The sequence below is a fragment of the Micromonospora sp. NBC_00821 genome (assembly GCF_036347035.1).
GTDB classification, from domain to species: domain Bacteria; phylum Actinomycetota; class Actinomycetes; order Mycobacteriales; family Micromonosporaceae; genus Micromonospora; species Micromonospora hortensis.
The window spans coordinates 3,890,476-3,906,245 of sequence record NZ_CP108880.1 but is presented as its reverse complement, the minus strand read 5'-3'; the positions used below and the strand labels follow the sequence as shown (position 1 = coordinate 3,906,245).

Annotated in this window: 12 protein-coding genes; 8 read left to right on the top strand and 4 right to left on the bottom strand. The window is 72.2% G+C overall.

Annotation, left to right across the window (positions count from 1 at the left end; translation table 11 throughout):
- Window positions 1–8: 8 nt before the first annotated feature.
- Window positions 9–2,231 carry an AAA family ATPase gene (locus OHB44_RS18000; protein WP_330437629.1) on the bottom strand — a complete coding sequence of 741 codons (2,223 nt, stop codon included), beginning with the start codon at window positions 2,229–2,231 and terminating at the stop codon, window positions 9–11.
- 194 nt (window positions 2,232–2,425) lie between these two features.
- Between OHB44_RS18000 and OHB44_RS17995 the strand changes: the two genes are divergently transcribed.
- The 5 genes from OHB44_RS17995 (at window position 2,426) to OHB44_RS17975 (ending at window position 10,818) form a co-directional block, all read left to right on the top strand.
- Window positions 2,426–5,323: a helix-turn-helix transcriptional regulator gene (locus tag OHB44_RS17995; protein ID WP_238686195.1), complete on the top strand. Its 2,898-nt coding sequence runs from the start codon at window positions 2,426–2,428 to the stop codon at window positions 5,321–5,323.
- Between the two features lie 139 nt (window positions 5,324–5,462).
- Window positions 5,463–6,233 (top strand): DUF5995 family protein, encoded by a 771-nt coding sequence (locus OHB44_RS17990; protein ID WP_266302433.1) that lies wholly within the window; start codon window positions 5,463–5,465, stop codon window positions 6,231–6,233.
- Between the two features lie 376 nt (window positions 6,234–6,609).
- A complete protein-coding gene (locus tag OHB44_RS17985) occupies window positions 6,610–7,011 on the top strand; it encodes a hypothetical protein (RefSeq protein ID WP_238685956.1) in 402 nt (133 codons plus the stop codon).
- Between the two features lie 87 nt (window positions 7,012–7,098).
- Window positions 7,099–9,195, top strand: a complete 2,097-nt coding sequence (locus tag OHB44_RS17980) for an amino acid transporter (protein WP_238685554.1) — start codon at window positions 7,099–7,101, stop codon at window positions 9,193–9,195.
- 261 nt (window positions 9,196–9,456) lie between these two features.
- On the top strand, window positions 9,457–10,818 hold the full coding sequence (locus OHB44_RS17975) for a right-handed parallel beta-helix repeat-containing protein (protein ID WP_330437628.1): 1,362 nt from the start codon (window positions 9,457–9,459) through the stop codon (window positions 10,816–10,818).
- Between the two features lie 203 nt (window positions 10,819–11,021).
- On the opposite strand, the gene OHB44_RS17970 is transcribed toward OHB44_RS17975, so the two are convergent.
- Both OHB44_RS17970 and OHB44_RS17965 read right to left on the bottom strand, forming a co-directional pair.
- Window positions 11,022–11,981 carry a TIGR03557 family F420-dependent LLM class oxidoreductase gene (locus tag OHB44_RS17970; protein WP_238685957.1) on the bottom strand — a complete coding sequence of 320 codons (960 nt, stop codon included), beginning with the start codon at window positions 11,979–11,981 and terminating at the stop codon, window positions 11,022–11,024.
- Window positions 11,982–12,142: 161 nt separating this feature from the next.
- Window positions 12,143–13,024 carry an NAD(P)-dependent oxidoreductase gene (locus OHB44_RS17965; RefSeq protein ID WP_330437627.1) on the bottom strand — a complete coding sequence of 294 codons (882 nt, stop codon included), beginning with the start codon at window positions 13,022–13,024 and terminating at the stop codon, window positions 12,143–12,145.
- Between the two features lie 95 nt (window positions 13,025–13,119).
- Here OHB44_RS17965 and OHB44_RS17960 point away from each other — a divergent pair, with 95 nt between their 5' ends.
- Window positions 13,120–13,482, top strand: coding sequence for a winged helix-turn-helix transcriptional regulator (locus OHB44_RS17960; RefSeq protein WP_238685557.1), 363 nt, complete (start codon window positions 13,120–13,122; stop codon window positions 13,480–13,482).
- Window positions 13,483–13,725: 243 nt separating this feature from the next.
- Here the strand turns inward: OHB44_RS17960 and OHB44_RS17955 are convergent, their stop codons facing one another.
- Window positions 13,726–13,932 (bottom strand): hypothetical protein, encoded by a 207-nt coding sequence (locus tag OHB44_RS17955; protein WP_007460667.1) that lies wholly within the window; start codon window positions 13,930–13,932, stop codon window positions 13,726–13,728.
- A 252-nt stretch (window positions 13,933–14,184) separates the two neighbouring features.
- Here OHB44_RS17955 and OHB44_RS17950 point away from each other — a divergent pair, with 252 nt between their 5' ends.
- Both OHB44_RS17950 and OHB44_RS17945 read left to right on the top strand, forming a co-directional pair.
- Window positions 14,185–15,012, top strand: a complete 828-nt coding sequence (locus tag OHB44_RS17950; protein ID WP_238685558.1) for a hypothetical protein — start codon at window positions 14,185–14,187, stop codon at window positions 15,010–15,012.
- A complete protein-coding gene (locus OHB44_RS17945) occupies window positions 15,009–15,767 on the top strand; it encodes a maleate cis-trans isomerase family protein (protein ID WP_330437626.1) in 759 nt (252 codons plus the stop codon). The genes OHB44_RS17950 and OHB44_RS17945 overlap by 4 nt, the downstream gene beginning before the upstream one ends.
- The last annotated feature ends 3 nt before the right edge of the window (window positions 15,768–15,770 follow it).

Sequence of the window (15,770 nt, the reverse complement as noted above, 5' to 3'; positions counted from 1 at the left end):
GCCCACAGTCAGGCAGAGGCGGGCAGGCCGTCCAGTGGGCGGATCAACGGTGGGCGGGGTACTGCCCGCACCACCCCGGCATCGGCGGGTGTCCAGTGCCCAGCCGAACTCGTCGGCGCGGATCGGATCGGCGGTGCGGCCCGTCCGATGTCCCGGGACAGGTCACCGCCCGCACCGCGCGGAGGTCGGGTCGCCGGCGTCGGCGGTACGTCGCCCGCCGAGGCGACGGCTCGGAGCCGGCGTGGGCCCTCCGTACGGTTGGTGTCGGAACCCGACGCGGCGGGACGGGTGGCCTTCGTCGGGATGGGGCTGCCTCGCCTCGGCGCGGTCGGGCCGGTGGCACCGCCCGGCCCGGTCGAGGCCAGCGCCGCGAAGACCGCGTCGAGGCGGCCGGTCCGAGCGCCGACGGTGTCGAGGCGCACGATCTCGGCACTCCTCGCCGCCGAGCCGTTGACCGCACCAGCGGGCGGGTTGGCGTCCCGGTGCACGGTGTCGAGGTGCGGCGCGCCTGCGAGTCGGTGTTGGAAGACGGCGCGCAGGGCGCGGGGCAACCGCTCGGCGGCGACCTGGCGCAGCGCTGGAGCGGCGAACGCGTACCCGTCGACGTGATGGGGGAGCAGCAGCCCGGCGGCGACCAGCGTGCGGAGCGCGGGTGCGGACCGGCCGGGCGTCCAGCCGAGTGCCCGGTCCACGGCCGCCGCGGAGATCAGGCCGCCGAGGGTGCCGGCGGCCATCAGCACCGCCCGCCGCTCACCGTCGAGGTGGTCCAGCTCCGCGCCGACGGCCCGGCGTACCGCCTCGGGCAGCGGGAGCGCCGCCGGGTCGGCGCCGTCCACCAGCGACGTGACGTACGCCGCCGCGTGCCCGGGGCGGCCTCCCACCAGCGGCAGCAGCCGGTCGACCAGGGCCACCGGCTGCCCGGCCCGGGTGAGCAAATGGCGCAGCAGCCGTCCGGACTGCACAGTGGCCAGTGGTCCGATCGTCATCTGACGGGCCGGGCCGGGCCGGGTGTCGGCCCATTGCGGCTGGTGCACGGTCAGCAGGGCCAGCGGCAGCCCGCGCTCCGTCGCCGCGCCGAACAGCGCGTGCAGGAAACGGCTCACCGCGGGTGCGGCCCGGTCCAGGTCGTCGACGGCCACGATCAGCGGCCGGTGGGCGGCCAGCCGCAGCAGGACCTCGCGGCAGATCGACGCGCCGGCGAGGGCGGCGGCCGAGCCGTCCGGGGTGGTCAGCATCCGCTGGAGCGCCGGAACCGCGGTGGCCACCCGGGTCGGCGGGAACAGCGGCGTCAGGGCGGCGACGAGCCGGTCGTGGACCGCCGCCGGGCCGTCGCTGTGCCGGATCCCGGCGAGGCCGCGGAGCAGGTGCGCGACCGGCGCCAACACCTGATCGGGGTACGGCTGACAGTGCGCCACGCACCAGCGGACCGACAATCCGTCCACCGTGGTCAACCCACGGGTCAGCTCGTGCAGCAGCCGGCTGCGGCCGCTGCCGGTGGGGCCGACCAGTGAGATCCACCGCGGCGTCCGGGTTCGGATGGCCGCGCCCAACTGGTCGCGGATGGTCGCCAGTTCGCGGCGTCGACCGATCAACGGGCCGTCGTGCCGGTCGGCGCCGGGGCGTACCGGACCGACGGCGTGCCAGACCGGCACCGGCGGCACCCGACCGGCGACCGGCACCGGCGTCAGCTGACGCTGGGTGATCAGGCCGGCGGTGGCGCGCGCGGTGGCCGCGCAGAGCGCCACGGCACCGGGCGCGGCGTACTCCTGCAGGCGGGCCGCAGTGGTGATCACCGCGCCGCTGGCCACGCCGTGCCCACCGGTGACGACGTCGCCCAGGTCGACGACGACCTCGCCGGTGGCGACACCGACCCGGACACGCAGCCTGATGCCGTCGACCATGGGCCGTCGGTCCAGCGCGGCCTGGATCTCGAGCCCGGCGCGCACCGCCCGGTACGCGTCGAAGCCGTCGGAGTGCCGAGCGCCGAAGAGCGCCATCACGGCGTCGCCGATGTACTTCTCCACCACCCCGTGCCAGCGGTGCAGCACACCTGCGACGGTGTCGAAGTAGGCCCGCTGCAACGCTCGGACGTCCTCGGGGTCGAGACGGTCCACCAGGGCCGTGGAGCCGACGATGTCCGCGAAGAGGACGGTGACGACGCGCCTCTCCTGGGGTACCGGCCAGAGCGGGGTGACGGTCCGTTGCGTGTCGACGATGATGCTGGTGGTCATGGGTGTCGCACCGGCCTTTCTTCCCGCTGTTGCCTGATCACCTCCGGAGATTGGCATTAGTGGGCCGACGGGGGATCTGCCGAACGACGTATGTCGGCCACCTGCAACCTTTAGTCGCAAAGTCGACGCGAGGAGTACCACAAGCGATGGGCGGCCGTAGAACGGTGAGGGGCACTGTGATTAGGCTGCGTGGCATGGCCAGCGATGTGGACACCGCACCGCTCGTGGGCCGGGCCGAGCTGGTGCAGACGGTTCGGTCCGCGTTGCTCGGCGACGCCGCGCACGGGCAGACCGCGGCGGTCTTCCTGACCGGCGAGAGCGGTGTGGGAAAGACCCGGCTGTTGGGCGAGATCGGCGACCACCTACGGGAGCGGGGCGCCGTCGTGCTCACCGGCAGCTGCCTGGACATCGGCGACGCCTCCCCGCTGCACCCGCTGTTGCAGGCGCTGCGCCGGTTCGACACCGAGGTGTCCGCTTCGCCCGCCCGCACCTCCTCGGCGGTGCGAGGTCTGCTGCAGATGTTCGCCGACGAGACCGCCGGCCCGGACGGCGCTGGCGCGTTGCTGGAGCGGGTCTCCCGTGGCCTGCATCTGATCGCCGAGGGTCGCCCGCTGGTGCTGATCCTCGACGACCTCCAGTGGGTCGACCGCAGCACCCGGCAACTCCTGCTCTACCTGCTCGCCGGCTTGGGTGATCTTCAGTTGTCGGTGTTGGCGGCGGTGCGCGCCGAGTCGTTGCAGGGCGCGCACCCGTTGCGCCGGGTGCTCACCGAGCTGCGTCGGCTCCGCACGGTGCGGGTGCTCGACCTGGCGCCGCTGGGTCGGGCCGACACCGAGACGCTCGCTGCCGCTGTGGTCGGCCGGACGCTGACCGCGGACGCGGCCGAGCAGGTGTGGCAGCGGAGCGGTGGCAACCCGTTCGTCATCGAGGAGTTGGCCCGGGATCTGCGCGACGGCCGCGACGGCCTGTCCGAGACCCTGCGGGAGATCTTCCTCGACCGGGTCGACGCGCTGCCCCAGCACGCGCACGCCGTGGTGCACGCGGTGGCCGCCGGGGTCGAGCCGGTGCAGCACTGGCTTCTGGCCGAGGTGCTGCGGATGCCGGAGGACGAGCTGATCGCCGCGGCGCGGGCCGCGGTGGCGCACCGGCTGCTTGTCGGCGCCGACGAGGGTTACCGGCTGCGGCACCGCCTGGTGGCCGAGGTGCTGGCGCACGAGCTCCTGCCGGCCGAGCGCTCCGGGCTGCACCGCCGCTACGCCGAGGCGCTGACCACGGCGCCGGGTGAGCTGCACCAGGCCCGGCTGGCGCACCACTGGCGGCTGGCCGGCGAGCCGGCGCGCGCTCTGCCGGCGGCGGTGGCCGCCGCCCAGGAGGCCGAGCGGCTGCACGGTTACGCCGAGGCGCACCGGCACTGGTCGGCGGCGTTGCAGTTGGCCGCCGAGCCGGGCCCGCTGACTGTGGACCGGGTCGAGTTGCTCGAGAACGCCGCCGAGGCGGCCCACCACTGCGGGGAGCACGCCCGCGCGTTGGCCCTGCTGGAGGAGTTGGCCACGCTGCGGGGTGGCGAGCCGAGCTGCGCGCTGCACATCCGCCGGGCCCGTTACCTGGCCGCCGCCGGTCGCTCCGCGCTGGCCGAGGAGGAATACCAGCGGGCGCTGAAGGCGGGGGACTGCTCCCCTCGGGACCGGGCGAGCGCCGCCGCCCGCCTGGCCGAGCTACTGCTGCACCTGGGTCGCTACGCCGACGCCGGTGAGCGGGCCCGCGAGGCGCTCGCGTTGGCCGAGAACGTGGCGGGCTCGGCAACCGAGGTGGTGCTGGCCAGTTCGGCGTTGGGCTTCAGCGACGCCTGTCTGGAAGACCCGGACGCCGGTCTGGCGGTCATGCGCGACGCCCTCGACACCGCCGAGCGTGCCGGTCAGCCCGAGGACGTGGCCTGCGCGTACCTGCACCTGGCGGAGCTGCTGACCGGGCCGCTGAACGTCCTCGAAGAGGGCGTGGTGGTGGCCCGGCGGGGCGCCGAGCGGGTGGCCGAGCTGGGGCTGGGTCGCACCTGGGGCACCCGGCTGCTGGCCATCGCCATCAACGGGCTGTTCCGGGTGGGCCAGTGGGCCGAGGCGGAGAAGGTGGTGGCGGCGGCCCTGCGGCACCGACCGTCCGGTGCGGACGCCGTGGAACTGCTGCTGGCCCGGTGCCGGCTGTCGGTGGGCTACGGCGACATCGAGGCCGCCGGTCGGGATCTCGACGCGGTGGCGACCCTGCTCGCCGGCGGCGGGGCGCGACACGTCATTCCGTTGCTCACCCTGCGCTCCGGGCTGGCCATGTGGGAGGGCCGGCACGATGTGGCGCGGCAGGCGGTGCAGCGCGGCCTCACCGAGAGCCGTTCCGACGACGTGATGATCCTCTCGGCGCTGGTCTGGCACGGCCTGCGCGCCGAGGCCGAGGCGCACGCCAGCCGCACGGTGGAGGTGGACCCCACGGCGGTACGCCGGCTGCGGGAGGTGGCCGAACGGGTGGCCCGCAAGAGCGCCGGTGCCGCTCGGCCGGTGCGCTCGGTGGTGGAGGGCTTCCTGGCGCTGTGCGCCGCCGAGGTCAGCCGCCTCGACGGCAGCGATCCGGAGCTGTGGGCCGCGTCGGCGGCCGAGTGGGATCGACGCAATCACCCCTATCCGGCGGCCTACTCACGGCTGCGGCAGGCCGAGGCGCTGCTGGCTCGGCGCAGCCGGGTGGCCACCGCCGGCAAGCTCCTGCGGGAGGCGTACCGGGTGGCGCAGGGCTTGGGCGCGGTGCCGTTGACCTCGGAGATCCGCGAGCTGGCCGGGCGGGCCCGGGTGTCGCTGGACGAGCGCGACAGCAGCACCGGTGCCCGCGGCGTCCCGGTCGAGGCGTCCGACGACGAGTTGGCGGCGCTCACCGCCCGGGAGCGGGAAGTGCTCGCCCTGGTCGCCGAGGGGCTGACCAACAGGGAGATCGGTCAGCGGCTGTTCATCAGCGAGCGGACCATCGGGGTGCACGTGTCGCACATCTTCGACAAACTCCAGGTCCGTACCCGCGTGCAGGCCAGCGCGATCCAGTTGCGCAACCAACGGGCCTGACCCATCACTGCGTACGTATCCCGGCGCGTGTTCGCGCCGGGATACGTCGTTTTACTGATCCGGCGGGCGGGTGTCGGCTGAGAGGCTGGGCCGCGTCGACGACGGCACGGGGGATGCCGCCGACCACAATGGAGGAGAAATGATCGAACCGGTCTGGGGGCCCGTTCACCGGGACATCGTCGACCTGCTCGCCGATCATCCCGCGGACGTGCCGGCCGTGGTCGATCATCTGACCAAGCTCCAGGACATGCTGGTCCGGTTGCCACCGTTGGAAGACAGTTGCCCCCTGGCCGACTTCAACAAGCTCTACCTGACCATCACCAGCAGCGTGCTGGACGGGCTGTACGACGACCGCTTCGTCGATCCGGTCTTCCTCTCCCGGCTCGACGTCGAGTTCGCCGCCCGGTACTTCGACGCGATGCGGCTGTGGACCGACTCCAGCCCCGGCACCCCGAAGGCGTGGTCGTGCCTCTTCGAGCGGATGCGGGGGCCTGATGCCCGCCCGCTGCCGTCGGCGGCGGCCGGGGTGAACGCGCACATCAACTTCGACCTGCCGTTCGCCCTGGTGACCACGTTCGACCACCTGGAGTCGGAGCCGGTCGACGGCAGCGACCAGCACCACGACTACCTCGAGATCAACAACATCTTCGCGGACAAGATCCCTGGCCTACGTCGGGGCTACCTGGAGCGGTGGCAGCTGCTCATCGACATGCTCAACGGCGACATCGACGACTGGTACCAGGGGGAACTGGTCGAGTACACCCGCGATGTCGCCTGGCGCAACGCGCAGAAGATCTGGCGGTGCCGGCACGATCCGGACGCCCGCGAGTGTGAGCGCACACGGTTGGACGACAACGCCGCGGCGCTCGGCCGGTTGCTGCTCTCGCCCCTCGGGGCGTTCCTGCAGTAGCCGGGACGGGGGGCCTCCGCGCTCCGCCCCGTGGGGGGCGGCGGAGCGCGGGGGCGCGTCCCACCAGTTCCACCCCAGCGTGCCCGCCCGAGGTCGGGCCGGTCACGCAGGGGGACAGCCGGTCGGCCCGGGGGGTGTCGACCGTCTGCCGCCGTCGGCCGGCCCGGGGGGTGCCGGCCGGCGGTGGGGGAGCGCCGAACGGGGATCAGTTCCACGGTGTGCGGATCCGGGGGTGTCGGCGGGCTCGGATCGGGTACGCCCGCGCCATGACCGTCCTGGCCCGGCGCCGGCCCGCCGCCCGCCCCCGGCCCGCGCGGCCCGGCCCCCTGCGGCCGGGCGGCCCGGTGTCGCGACCCACCGCTCGGCCCGGCGCCCGATGACCGGCGTCGTGGCCCGGTTTCCGTTCCGCTTCGACCCGGTGTTCCGCCCAGTGCTGGCGCTGCTGGGGGTCCGCCCGGCGACGGCCTGGGTCGCCGTCACCGAACGGGACCTGATGATCCGGTACGGGCCGTGGCGGCTGCGGACCGACCGGGACAACGTCACCGCCGTCGAGCTGAGCGGGCCGTACCGCTGGTGGCGGGCGATCGGCCCACACCTGTCGCTGGCCGACGGCGGTGCGACCTTCGGCAGCAGCGCGGCCGGCGGGATCTGCCTGCGCTTCGGCGTACCGGTGCCGGCGCTCGTGCCCGGAGGGCGGCCCCGGCACCCGGCGGCCACGGTGACCGTCGCCGACCCACCCGCGCTGGCCCGGCTGCTCGCCGTCGCGGACCTGTCCTGAGCAGGCCCAACAGGTACCCGGTTCCGCCGATCAGGCGCCGGGTCACCGCCTACCGTCAGATCAGGACCTGTGAGGGTGGGACTGGCGATGGCTGACGAGCACCGGGCGAAACCACGGCGCTGGAACGGGCGCCGCCACGCGCCGAGCGGCCCGGACCCGGCGCTGCGGGCGGCCCGCGACCCGGCCCGCCCACACCGGGGCGGCCGGCACGGCGTCGTGGTGCCCGAACGCGTGGCCACCCCGGCCCGCTCGGCGCCGCCGGCCAGCCCGCTGCGCCGGTGGCTCTTCCAGCACCAGGTGCAGCCGCCCGGCCCCGAGGCGACCGAGGGACAGAACCGTCGGCACGCCTGGTGGCAGGTGATGTGCCTGACGGGCGTGGACTACTTCTCCACGCTGTCGTACCTGCCTGGCATCGCGGCGGTGGCGGCCGGGGCGCTCTCCCCGCTGGCAACCCTGTTGATCGTCGTGCTCACCCTGTTCGGCATGCTGCCGATGTACCGGCGGGTGGCCCACGAGAGCCCGCACGGTCAGGGCTCGGTGGCGATGTTGGAGCGGTTGCTGCCGTTCTGGCGGGGCAAGATCTTCGTCCTCGTGCTGCTCGGCTTCGTGGCCACCTCCTGGATCATCACGATCACCCTCTCCTCGGCCGACGCCACAGTGCACCTGCTGGAGAACCCGTACCTGCCGGACGTCCTGCACGGGTCCGTGGTGCCGGTCGTGGTGACTGTGGTGCTGCTGCTCATCCTCGGTGGGGTGTTCCTGCTCGGGTTCCGCGAGGCGGTGGTGGTGGCCATCCCGCTGGTCGCGGTCTTCCTGGTCCTCAACGCGGTGATCGTCGTGGTCGCTGTGGCCCGAATCGTCGAGGACCCGGGCATCGTGTCGAACTGGACGGCCGCGGTGACCTCGACCGGTGGCGGCCCGGGCGGGGTGCTGCTCACCGCCGTGTTGGCGTTCCCGCTGCTGGTGCTGGGGCTGTCCGGTTTCGAGACCGGGGTCAGCATGATGCCCCTGGTGGCGGCCGACGGCCCGGACAAGCAGGCCCGGCTCGCCGCCCGGATCCGTAACACACGTCGGCTGCTCACCACCGCCGCGTTGATCATGTCGGTGTACCTGATCTCGACGACCTTCGTGACCACGGCGCTCATTCCGGCGGAGGAGTTCCGGCCGGGCGGCGGCGCGAACGGGCGGGCGCTGGCGTTCCTGGCGCACACCTACCTGGGGGAGGTGTTCGGCAGCGTCTACGACGTGAGCAGCGTGCTCATCCTCTGGTTCGCCGGCGCCTCGGCGATGGCCGGGCTGATCAACATCGTGCCGCGCTACCTGCCGTCGTACGGCATGGCGCCGGAGTGGGCGCGGGCGGTACGCCCCGTGGTGATCGTCTACACCGTCGTCAGCGTCGCCATCACTATCGCCTTCCGCGCCGACGTCAACGCCCAGGCCGGTGCGTACGCCACCGGGATCCTGGCCATGATGGTGTCCGGGGCGGTGGCGGTGACGATCTCCGCGGCCCGTCATCACCGGCGTGGCTCCGCGATCGGCTTCACAGTGCTGACCCTGGTGCTGCTGTACGCGTTGCTGGAGAACGTCATCGAACAGCCGGACGGCATCACGATCTCCGCGCTGTTCATCCTCGGCATCATCGTGGTCTCGTTGGTCTCCCGGGTCACCCGGACCACCGAGCTGCGCGCCGAGCGGATCGAGTTCGACGAGGCGGCCCGTCGGTTCATCACCGAGTCGCTGGCGCACGACGGGCAGTTGCACCTGATCGCGAACAAGCGCCAGAAGGGGTCGGTGAAGGAGTACACGATCAAGGAGCGTGCGCAGCGGGGGATGAATCCGGTGCCCGGGGCCGCGGACGTGCTGTTCCTGGAGATCGACGTGGTCGATCCGTCGGAGTTCAGTCAGGTGTTGCGCGTGCACGGGATCGAGGTGGGCGGCTTCCGGGTGTTGCGGGCCAACAGCCCGGCCGCGCCGAACGCGATCGCCGCGATCCTGCTGGCCCTGCGGGACGCCACCGGAGTCCGGCCGCACGCGCACTTCGAGTGGTCGGAGGGCAGCCCGATCGCGCACCTGGCGCGCTATCTCATCCTGGGCCGGGGAGACACCCCGCCGGTGGTGCGGGAGATCATCCGCCGGACCGAACGGGACCCGCTGCGTCGACCCGGCATCCACGTCGGCGGGTGAGCTCGGCGCCGACGTGGCCGCCATAAGGGCTGGCCCCTGGCCCTGGAGCGGGCCCCAACCGCTGTTTCGGGCGGATTCGACCCTGCTGCGGCGGTGGGCGGCGGAAGGGGGTGCCCAAGCGCAATCGCAAGGTTATTCACGTTCGCCTGCCTTGTCACATTTGACCGTCGTATCGTCATTTCGGTGGCGCTAGGGACGTTAGCCACCCCGCGCCTGTTTTGGGGGCGGCCGTGTCAGATGCACGAGGGGCAGGGAAGTTCTATGTTCACGTACCGAGCGAGTCGACGCCCAGCGCGGCCCAGGCGGCGGTCCCGGTGGTTCTTAACCGGTGGTCTGGTGGCTGGTGGCATGGTGGTGGCGACGACGGGTCTGACCGGCGTGGCGGCTGCGGCGGCCGACCGGGTGACGGTGCCCTGCGACTCCGACCGGCTCATCGCGGCGCTCGTCCGTGCCAACGCCGAGGGTGGCGGCGAGCTTCGTCTGGCGCGCAAGTGCACCTACACCCTCACCGAGGCATTCCAGCAACCCGACGATTACGACGGCGGCATCCGGGACGCCCGCGAGGCTGCCGACACCGCGGAGAACCCCGGGGACGCCGAAGCGCCCCCGCGCGATCCGAAGGACGACAAGGCCGGTCTGCCTGTCATCTACCACGCCATCACCATCCGGGGGGAGGGCGCCACCATCCGGCGCGACCCAGACGCCGAGGAGTTCCGGTTCTTCACCGTCCGCGATGGTGGTGAGCTGGACCTGAGTGACGTCGTCCTCAAGAACGGCCGGTCGGCAGCCGAGGGGGGCAGCATCCACGTGGTCCATGGAGCCGCCGCCGCCGTGCGGCGCACGACGATCATCGGAAGCACCTCCCGCTCCGCCGAGGGAGGCGGTGGCGCGGTCTTCAACGACGGCAACATGACGATCAGCGACAGCACCTTCGTCGGCAACCGCGCCATCGGCAAGGAGGGCAAGGGCGGAGGGCTGCTCAACGGTGGCGTGCTCACCCTGGACAAGTCGAAGTTCTTCGAGAACACCGCCGCCAGCTACGGCGGTGGGCTCGGCAACTACCGGGGAGCGGCCGAGGTCCACCGGAGCACGTTCGCCGACAACAAGGCGGCGCAGGGCGGGGGCTTCGCCAGCTTCTCGGCGCGCAGCAAGGTTTCGGACGTCCGGGTGATCGGCAACACCGCCGAGGTCGGCGGGGGCATCGCCAACTCGGACGCGGTGCTCTACCTGCGGGGCATGACGATCCGTGACAACACCGCCACGGTCAAGGGCGGCGGCATCTCCACCTTCCAGGGCCTGCTTCCGCTCGACGAGAGCACCATCACGCACAACACGTCCGAAGGCGACGGTGGTGGGATCTACTCCGAGAAGTCCAACCTGCTGGTGCGCCGTAGCGCCGTCGGCCGCAACGACGCCGACAAGAAGGCGGGCGGCATCTTCGTCACCATGGGCCAGGTCTCGCTGTTCAAGAGCCGGGTGGCCGACAACGTCTCCGACGTGCGGCCTGGCGGCCTCTTCGTGGACAAGGCCCAGGCCAAGGTCGATGACGAGACCGAGATCAGCGGCAACGAGCCCAGCAACTGCCTGGACAGCACGGCGCCGGTTCCCCACTGCTTCCGCTGACCACGTCAGCAAGGTGGCCCGCCGGGTGGCGGACACCGGTCCGGAACGCACCCGGCCCGCAGGAGCGATCGACCGATCGCCAGTGGGCCGGGTGCGCCGGCTGTACCCCTGGGTGGAGCTGATGGTCGTGCGGGTGACGGCCCGGCGGCGAATGCTCCAAACCAGCCTCCTGGCCCGCTCGTCGGCGAGCGGATGGTCCGCTCTCAGCCCATCGCGCGCAGACGGCCGGAGAGGTCGCCGGCAAAGAAGTCGAGGAAGCCGTCCGGGTCGGGGCCGGCGTTCTGCAGGACGATGTGGTCGAAGCCGGCCTCGACGTACGACCGGACCTTGGCGACGTGCGGCTCCGGGTCCGGGCCGATGGCGAAGAGCTGCCGGATGTGCTTCTCCTCGACGTACGCGCTGGCCGCGTCGAAGTTGACCGGGTTCGGCAGCTCGCTCATCACCTTCCAGCCGGTGACCATCCATCGGCTCGTCTGCAACACCGCCTGCACCGCCTGTTGCTCGTCGGTGGCCCAGGCCAGTGGCACCTCGGCGTAGCGCGGGCCCGAACCCTGGGCGCGTCGGTAGTGCTCGACGATCGACGCGTCCGGCTCGGTGGCGAACAGGCCGTCGCCCAACTCGGCGGCGAGCCGTGCCGACACCTCACCGCTGGCCGCCACCGCGATCACGGGCAGAGTGTCCGGCAGATCGAAGATCCGGGCGTCCTCCAGTTGCAGGTGCCGGCCCTCGTACGACTGGTAGCCGCCCTGCCAGAGCAGCCGGATGATCTCCAGCGCCTCGCGTAGTCGCTCGTGTCGCCCGCGCACGCTGGGGAAGCCCTGCCCGACCACGTGCTCGTTGAGCCGCTCTCCGGCGCCCACCCCGAGGGTGAACCGGCCGTCGGAGATCAGCGCCATGGTCGCCGCGGCCTGCGCGATGATCGCCGGGTGGTAGCGGACGGTCGGGCAGGTGACCCCGGTGGCCAGGCGCAGGGTGCTGGTCTTGGCCGCGATGGCGCCGAGCACGCTCCAGGTGAAGGACGAGTGTCCCTGCGCGTCCAGCCACGGGTGGAAGTGGTCGCTCATCTCGACGAAGTCGAAGCCGGCCCGCTCGGCCAGGACGGCCTGTCGGATGATGTCCTGCGGGCCGTACCCCTCGGCGGCCAGCTTGTAGCCGATCTGCATGCCCACACTCCCGATCCCGTTCACTGACTGAGGCATCGGCGGTTCCCGGCCTCGGCGCGGACAAACGCCGGTAAGTCGCAAACCAGCCTCCTAGGATGCCTTAGGCGGTGTGCCGTGGGTGGCGGGAGGCACCAACGGACCGCCTCCCGCCACCGGGCATCTCACCGCACCAGCAGATCGATGACGCCCGTCAGGTCCTCCTCGCCACCGCCCTCCGCCAGGCGGCGGCGCATCAGGTCGAAGTAGGGGCGGAGCAGTTCGGGGCTGACGCCCTGCTGCTCGGCGGTGCGCAGAAAGGTCGGCGTGCCGGCCACCTGCATGGCGAGAGGGGAGACGACCTCAGTGGTGTAGTCCCCGCTGCGCAGTTGGTCGGCGGTCTGGTGCACCGCCGGGACCATCGCGACGAGCCAGTCGGCGAGCAGTGGGGCGAACGCCGCCGGGTCGATGTCCTCCCGACGGATCAGGGCGAAGGCGTGCGCGGCCCCGGCGAACATCCCGTACATGGCGCTGAGCAGAGCCACGTCGTGCAGGGCCGCGAAGCCCGCGTCCTCGCCGACGTAGGTGGTGCCGACCGGGACGCCCAGCGTCTCCCGGTGCCGTTCGAACAGCGCTCGCGAGCCGCTGTAGAAGACGTAGCCGCCGGCCTCCGGGACGCCGATCATCGGCGGGACAGCCATGATTCCACCGTCCAGGTAGCGGGCGCCCTGTCGATGGGCCCAGGCCGCGCGGGCGCGGGCCTGGGCAGGGGTACTGGTGGTCAGGTTGACCAGATCCCGGCCGACCAGGTCGACACCGGCCAGCACCTCGTCGACCGAGCCGTCGTCCAACAGGCAGACGACGACCAGGGTGCTCGCCGCTACCGCCTCGGCGGCGCTGCCCGCGACCCTCGCCCCGTCGGACGCGAGCGCTGTTGCGCGGGCCGGAGTGCGATTCCAGACGGTGAGCGGGTAGCCGGCGGCAAGCCAGGCGCGGGCCAGCGCGGTACCCATCGCGCCGAGTCCCAGCATCGTGACGGAGGGTCTCTCCACAGTGTTCTGTTCCATGCCGATTAGGCTGGTCATCGGCCCTCAGATGATCAAGTACGCACTTCGGAGTGCGTACTCACCAGGGGGTGAGCGAGCACGTCGGAGGGGTGGTTATGGCGACGGTGAACCGGCCGGGCACCGCGGACGGACACGCGTGCGGTATCGACACCGCGATGGAGGTGATCGGCGGCAAGTGGAAGGTGCTGATCCTCTGGGCGCTCCACGAGCACCCCCTGCGTCGCTTCGGCGAGCTGCGTCGACTGCTTCCGGGGATCACCGAGAAGGTGCTGGCCTCACACCTACGGGAGATGGAGGCGGACGGCGTCGTGCACCGCGTCTCCTACGACGAGGTGCCGCCCCGCGTCGAGTACTCGTTGACCGAGGACGGCACTCGCCTCAACGAGGCCCTCGAGCCGCTGGCCGCCTGGGGACGCGACCGGTCGACAGTTGCGCGGTCGGGGGAGGAGACGGGCTAGGGCCTGTTTCATGAGAACTGGCCGGCCTGCGGCGGGCCCGAACGACGACCGGCGGCGTTGCGGTTTCGTCCGGATACAACACCGGTATCCGAACGAAACCGCGCCTTGCCGGATCGCCGCCCGGACTCCGCCTCGGCTCGACCGCCCTTATGAAACAGGCCCTTGGGCTCCGGAGCGACCTCGCCGAAACCGCGCCGGCCCGTGCCCCCACTGCGGGGGCACGGGCCGTGGTGCGTCTGTCGTCTACTTGGAAGGCTCGGGCAGCTTGCAGTCGACCTTCGGGTTGGCGCCGATGTAGTTCAACGGCCCGGCCACGATGGTGACCAGGATGGTGCCGGCCTCGGCGCAATTGGTGTCGTCGCCGCTGTAGTAACCGCGCTGGCCACCGGCGATGGCGCCGATCACCAACCAGATCACGACGATGACTCCGAGAATCGAGGTGCCGCGCATCGCTGCCTCCTGAGGTATGTGGTGGATCTGAGGTGCAGCCGTTGTACCCAATCGGGTCGCGCGGCTAACGGTTGCGTGCTACGACCCCCCGCGGATCCCCCATCCGGCCGATGCCGTCCGCCGTTGTGTACCGCCCGGGCATCCGCCGCCCGCACCGGGTAGCGCCTGTCGGCTATCGGATCGGCGACCGACCTCGCCGTCATCCGGGTGAGTGGACGTAGAACTGCCTCACGGCCCCGCCGAGGAGGACTCATGGACGCCCCGACACCGCCCCTCTACATCGACCGCCCCGAGGACGTCGCGGTCGCGGCCCGCGCGCTTGCCGGCGGCGCGATCGTCGCGGCGGCGTTCGCCAACTTCTACGTCATCGTGACGCGTCCCGACGCGGCCACCGTGCGCCGGGTCAACCTGGCCAAGGGCCGACCGGTCCAGCAGGTCGGCAGCATCACCACAGCGATCGGCCGGATCCCCGGGATGTTCGACTGGACGCGGATCTCGCCGCGGTTGCCGGTCGGCCGGGTGCGGGCGCTGATGGACGCCCTCTACGGGGCCGGGCCGTTCGGCTTCCGCGGGCCGGCCGCGGACCGGCTTCCCGACCACCTCACCCAGGTCGACCAGGGTTTGCGGACCACCCAGGTGATCGCACCAGGGCTGACGTGCCCGTCCAACGCCTTCTTCGAGCGGGCGCTCGCCGAGACCGGAACGGATCACCTCTACATCACCTCGGCGAACCGCTCCCGGCATCTCACCGGCGCTGCCGAGGAACCGGCGCACTGGAAGGCGGGCGCCCTCGCCGCCGACTTCGCCCATCTCGACGATCTGGTGGTGCTGGTCCACCGGGACGAGGCCGCGGCCCGCGCCGCGTACCCGGGCTACCTCACCACCTCGGTCACCCTGCTTTCGTTCCACGCGCCGGAGGGTGACCTCGAAGAACCGCCGGTGCTCACCGTGGACCGGCACGGATCGCTGCACCTGGACGACGTCCGCCGCGCCGCCGCGCCGCTCGGCCTGCAGGTGCGCCTGGCCGGAGGTGCCCGGGAACGATTGCAGGTCCGTGGGTACGCCGGGGCACTGGTGTGAGCGGCTATCGCATCGGCCTGGTGGTGCCCAGTTCCAACACCACAATGGAAACCGAGATCCCGGCGATGCTGCGCCGGCGTGAGGCCGTTGATCCGACGGTCCGCTTCACCACCCACGCCAGTCGGGTACGGCTGCGTCAGGTGACCGCCGACGAGTTGGCCCGGATGAACCGCTCCGCCCTGCGGTGTGCCGCCGAGCTGGCCGACGCCCGCTGCGACGTGCTCGCGTACGCCTGTCTGGTGGCGGTGATGTGCGAGGGCGCCGGCGCGCACGAGCGGGCCGAGCGGCGGTTGGGCCGCGCGGCCGGTCGCGCCGGGCACGACATGCCGGTGGTGACCAGTGCCGGCGCGTTGGTCGCGGGGCTGCGGGCGCTGGGTGCCCGCCGGGTGGCCCTGGTCGCGCCGTACCTGCCGCCGTTGACAGCGACCGTCGTCGCCTACCTCGCCGCGTACGGCGTGCGGGTGACCGACGCGGTGAGCCTCTGCGAGCCGGACAACGTGGCGGTAGGGCGCATCCCCGCGGAGCGTCTGGTCGAGCTGGCCGGTCGTCTGGACGTGACCGGCGTGGACGCCGTGGTCCTCTCCGCCTGCGTGCAGTTGCCGTCACTGGCGGTGGTGCCTCAGGTGGAGGCCAGTCTCGGTCGCCCGGTGCTCACCGCGGCGACGGCGACGGTGCATCAACTGCTCACCGGTCTGGGTGTCGACCCGTACGTTCCCGACGCGGGCCGGCTGCTGGCCGGCCCGATTCCGCGGTGAGGG

What these genes read in the sequence shown, in the direction of transcription:
- OHB44_RS18000 (WP_330437629.1), bottom strand. Translation starts at nt 2,231, where the DNA reads ATGACCACCAGCATCATCGTCGACACGCAACGGACCGTCACCCCGCTC.
- OHB44_RS17995 (WP_238686195.1), top strand. Translation starts at nt 2,426, where the DNA reads ATGGCCAGCGATGTGGACACCGCACCGCTCGTGGGCCGGGCCGAGCTG.
- OHB44_RS17990 (WP_266302433.1), top strand. Translation starts at nt 5,463, where the DNA reads ATGATCGAACCGGTCTGGGGGCCCGTTCACCGGGACATCGTCGACCTG.
- OHB44_RS17985 (WP_238685956.1), top strand. Translation starts at nt 6,610, where the DNA reads ATGACCGGCGTCGTGGCCCGGTTTCCGTTCCGCTTCGACCCGGTGTTC.
- OHB44_RS17980 (WP_238685554.1), top strand. Translation starts at nt 7,099, where the DNA reads ATGGCTGACGAGCACCGGGCGAAACCACGGCGCTGGAACGGGCGCCGC.
- OHB44_RS17975 (WP_330437628.1), top strand. Translation starts at nt 9,457, where the DNA reads ATGTTCACGTACCGAGCGAGTCGACGCCCAGCGCGGCCCAGGCGGCGG.
- OHB44_RS17970 (WP_238685957.1), bottom strand. Translation starts at nt 11,981, where the DNA reads ATGCAGATCGGCTACAAGCTGGCCGCCGAGGGGTACGGCCCGCAGGAC.
- OHB44_RS17965 (WP_330437627.1), bottom strand. Translation starts at nt 13,024, where the DNA reads ATGGAACAGAACACTGTGGAGAGACCCTCCGTCACGATGCTGGGACTC.
- OHB44_RS17960 (WP_238685557.1), top strand. Translation starts at nt 13,120, where the DNA reads ATGGCGACGGTGAACCGGCCGGGCACCGCGGACGGACACGCGTGCGGT.
- OHB44_RS17955 (WP_007460667.1), bottom strand. Translation starts at nt 13,932, where the DNA reads ATGCGCGGCACCTCGATTCTCGGAGTCATCGTCGTGATCTGGTTGGTG.
- OHB44_RS17950 (WP_238685558.1), top strand. Translation starts at nt 14,185, where the DNA reads ATGGACGCCCCGACACCGCCCCTCTACATCGACCGCCCCGAGGACGTC.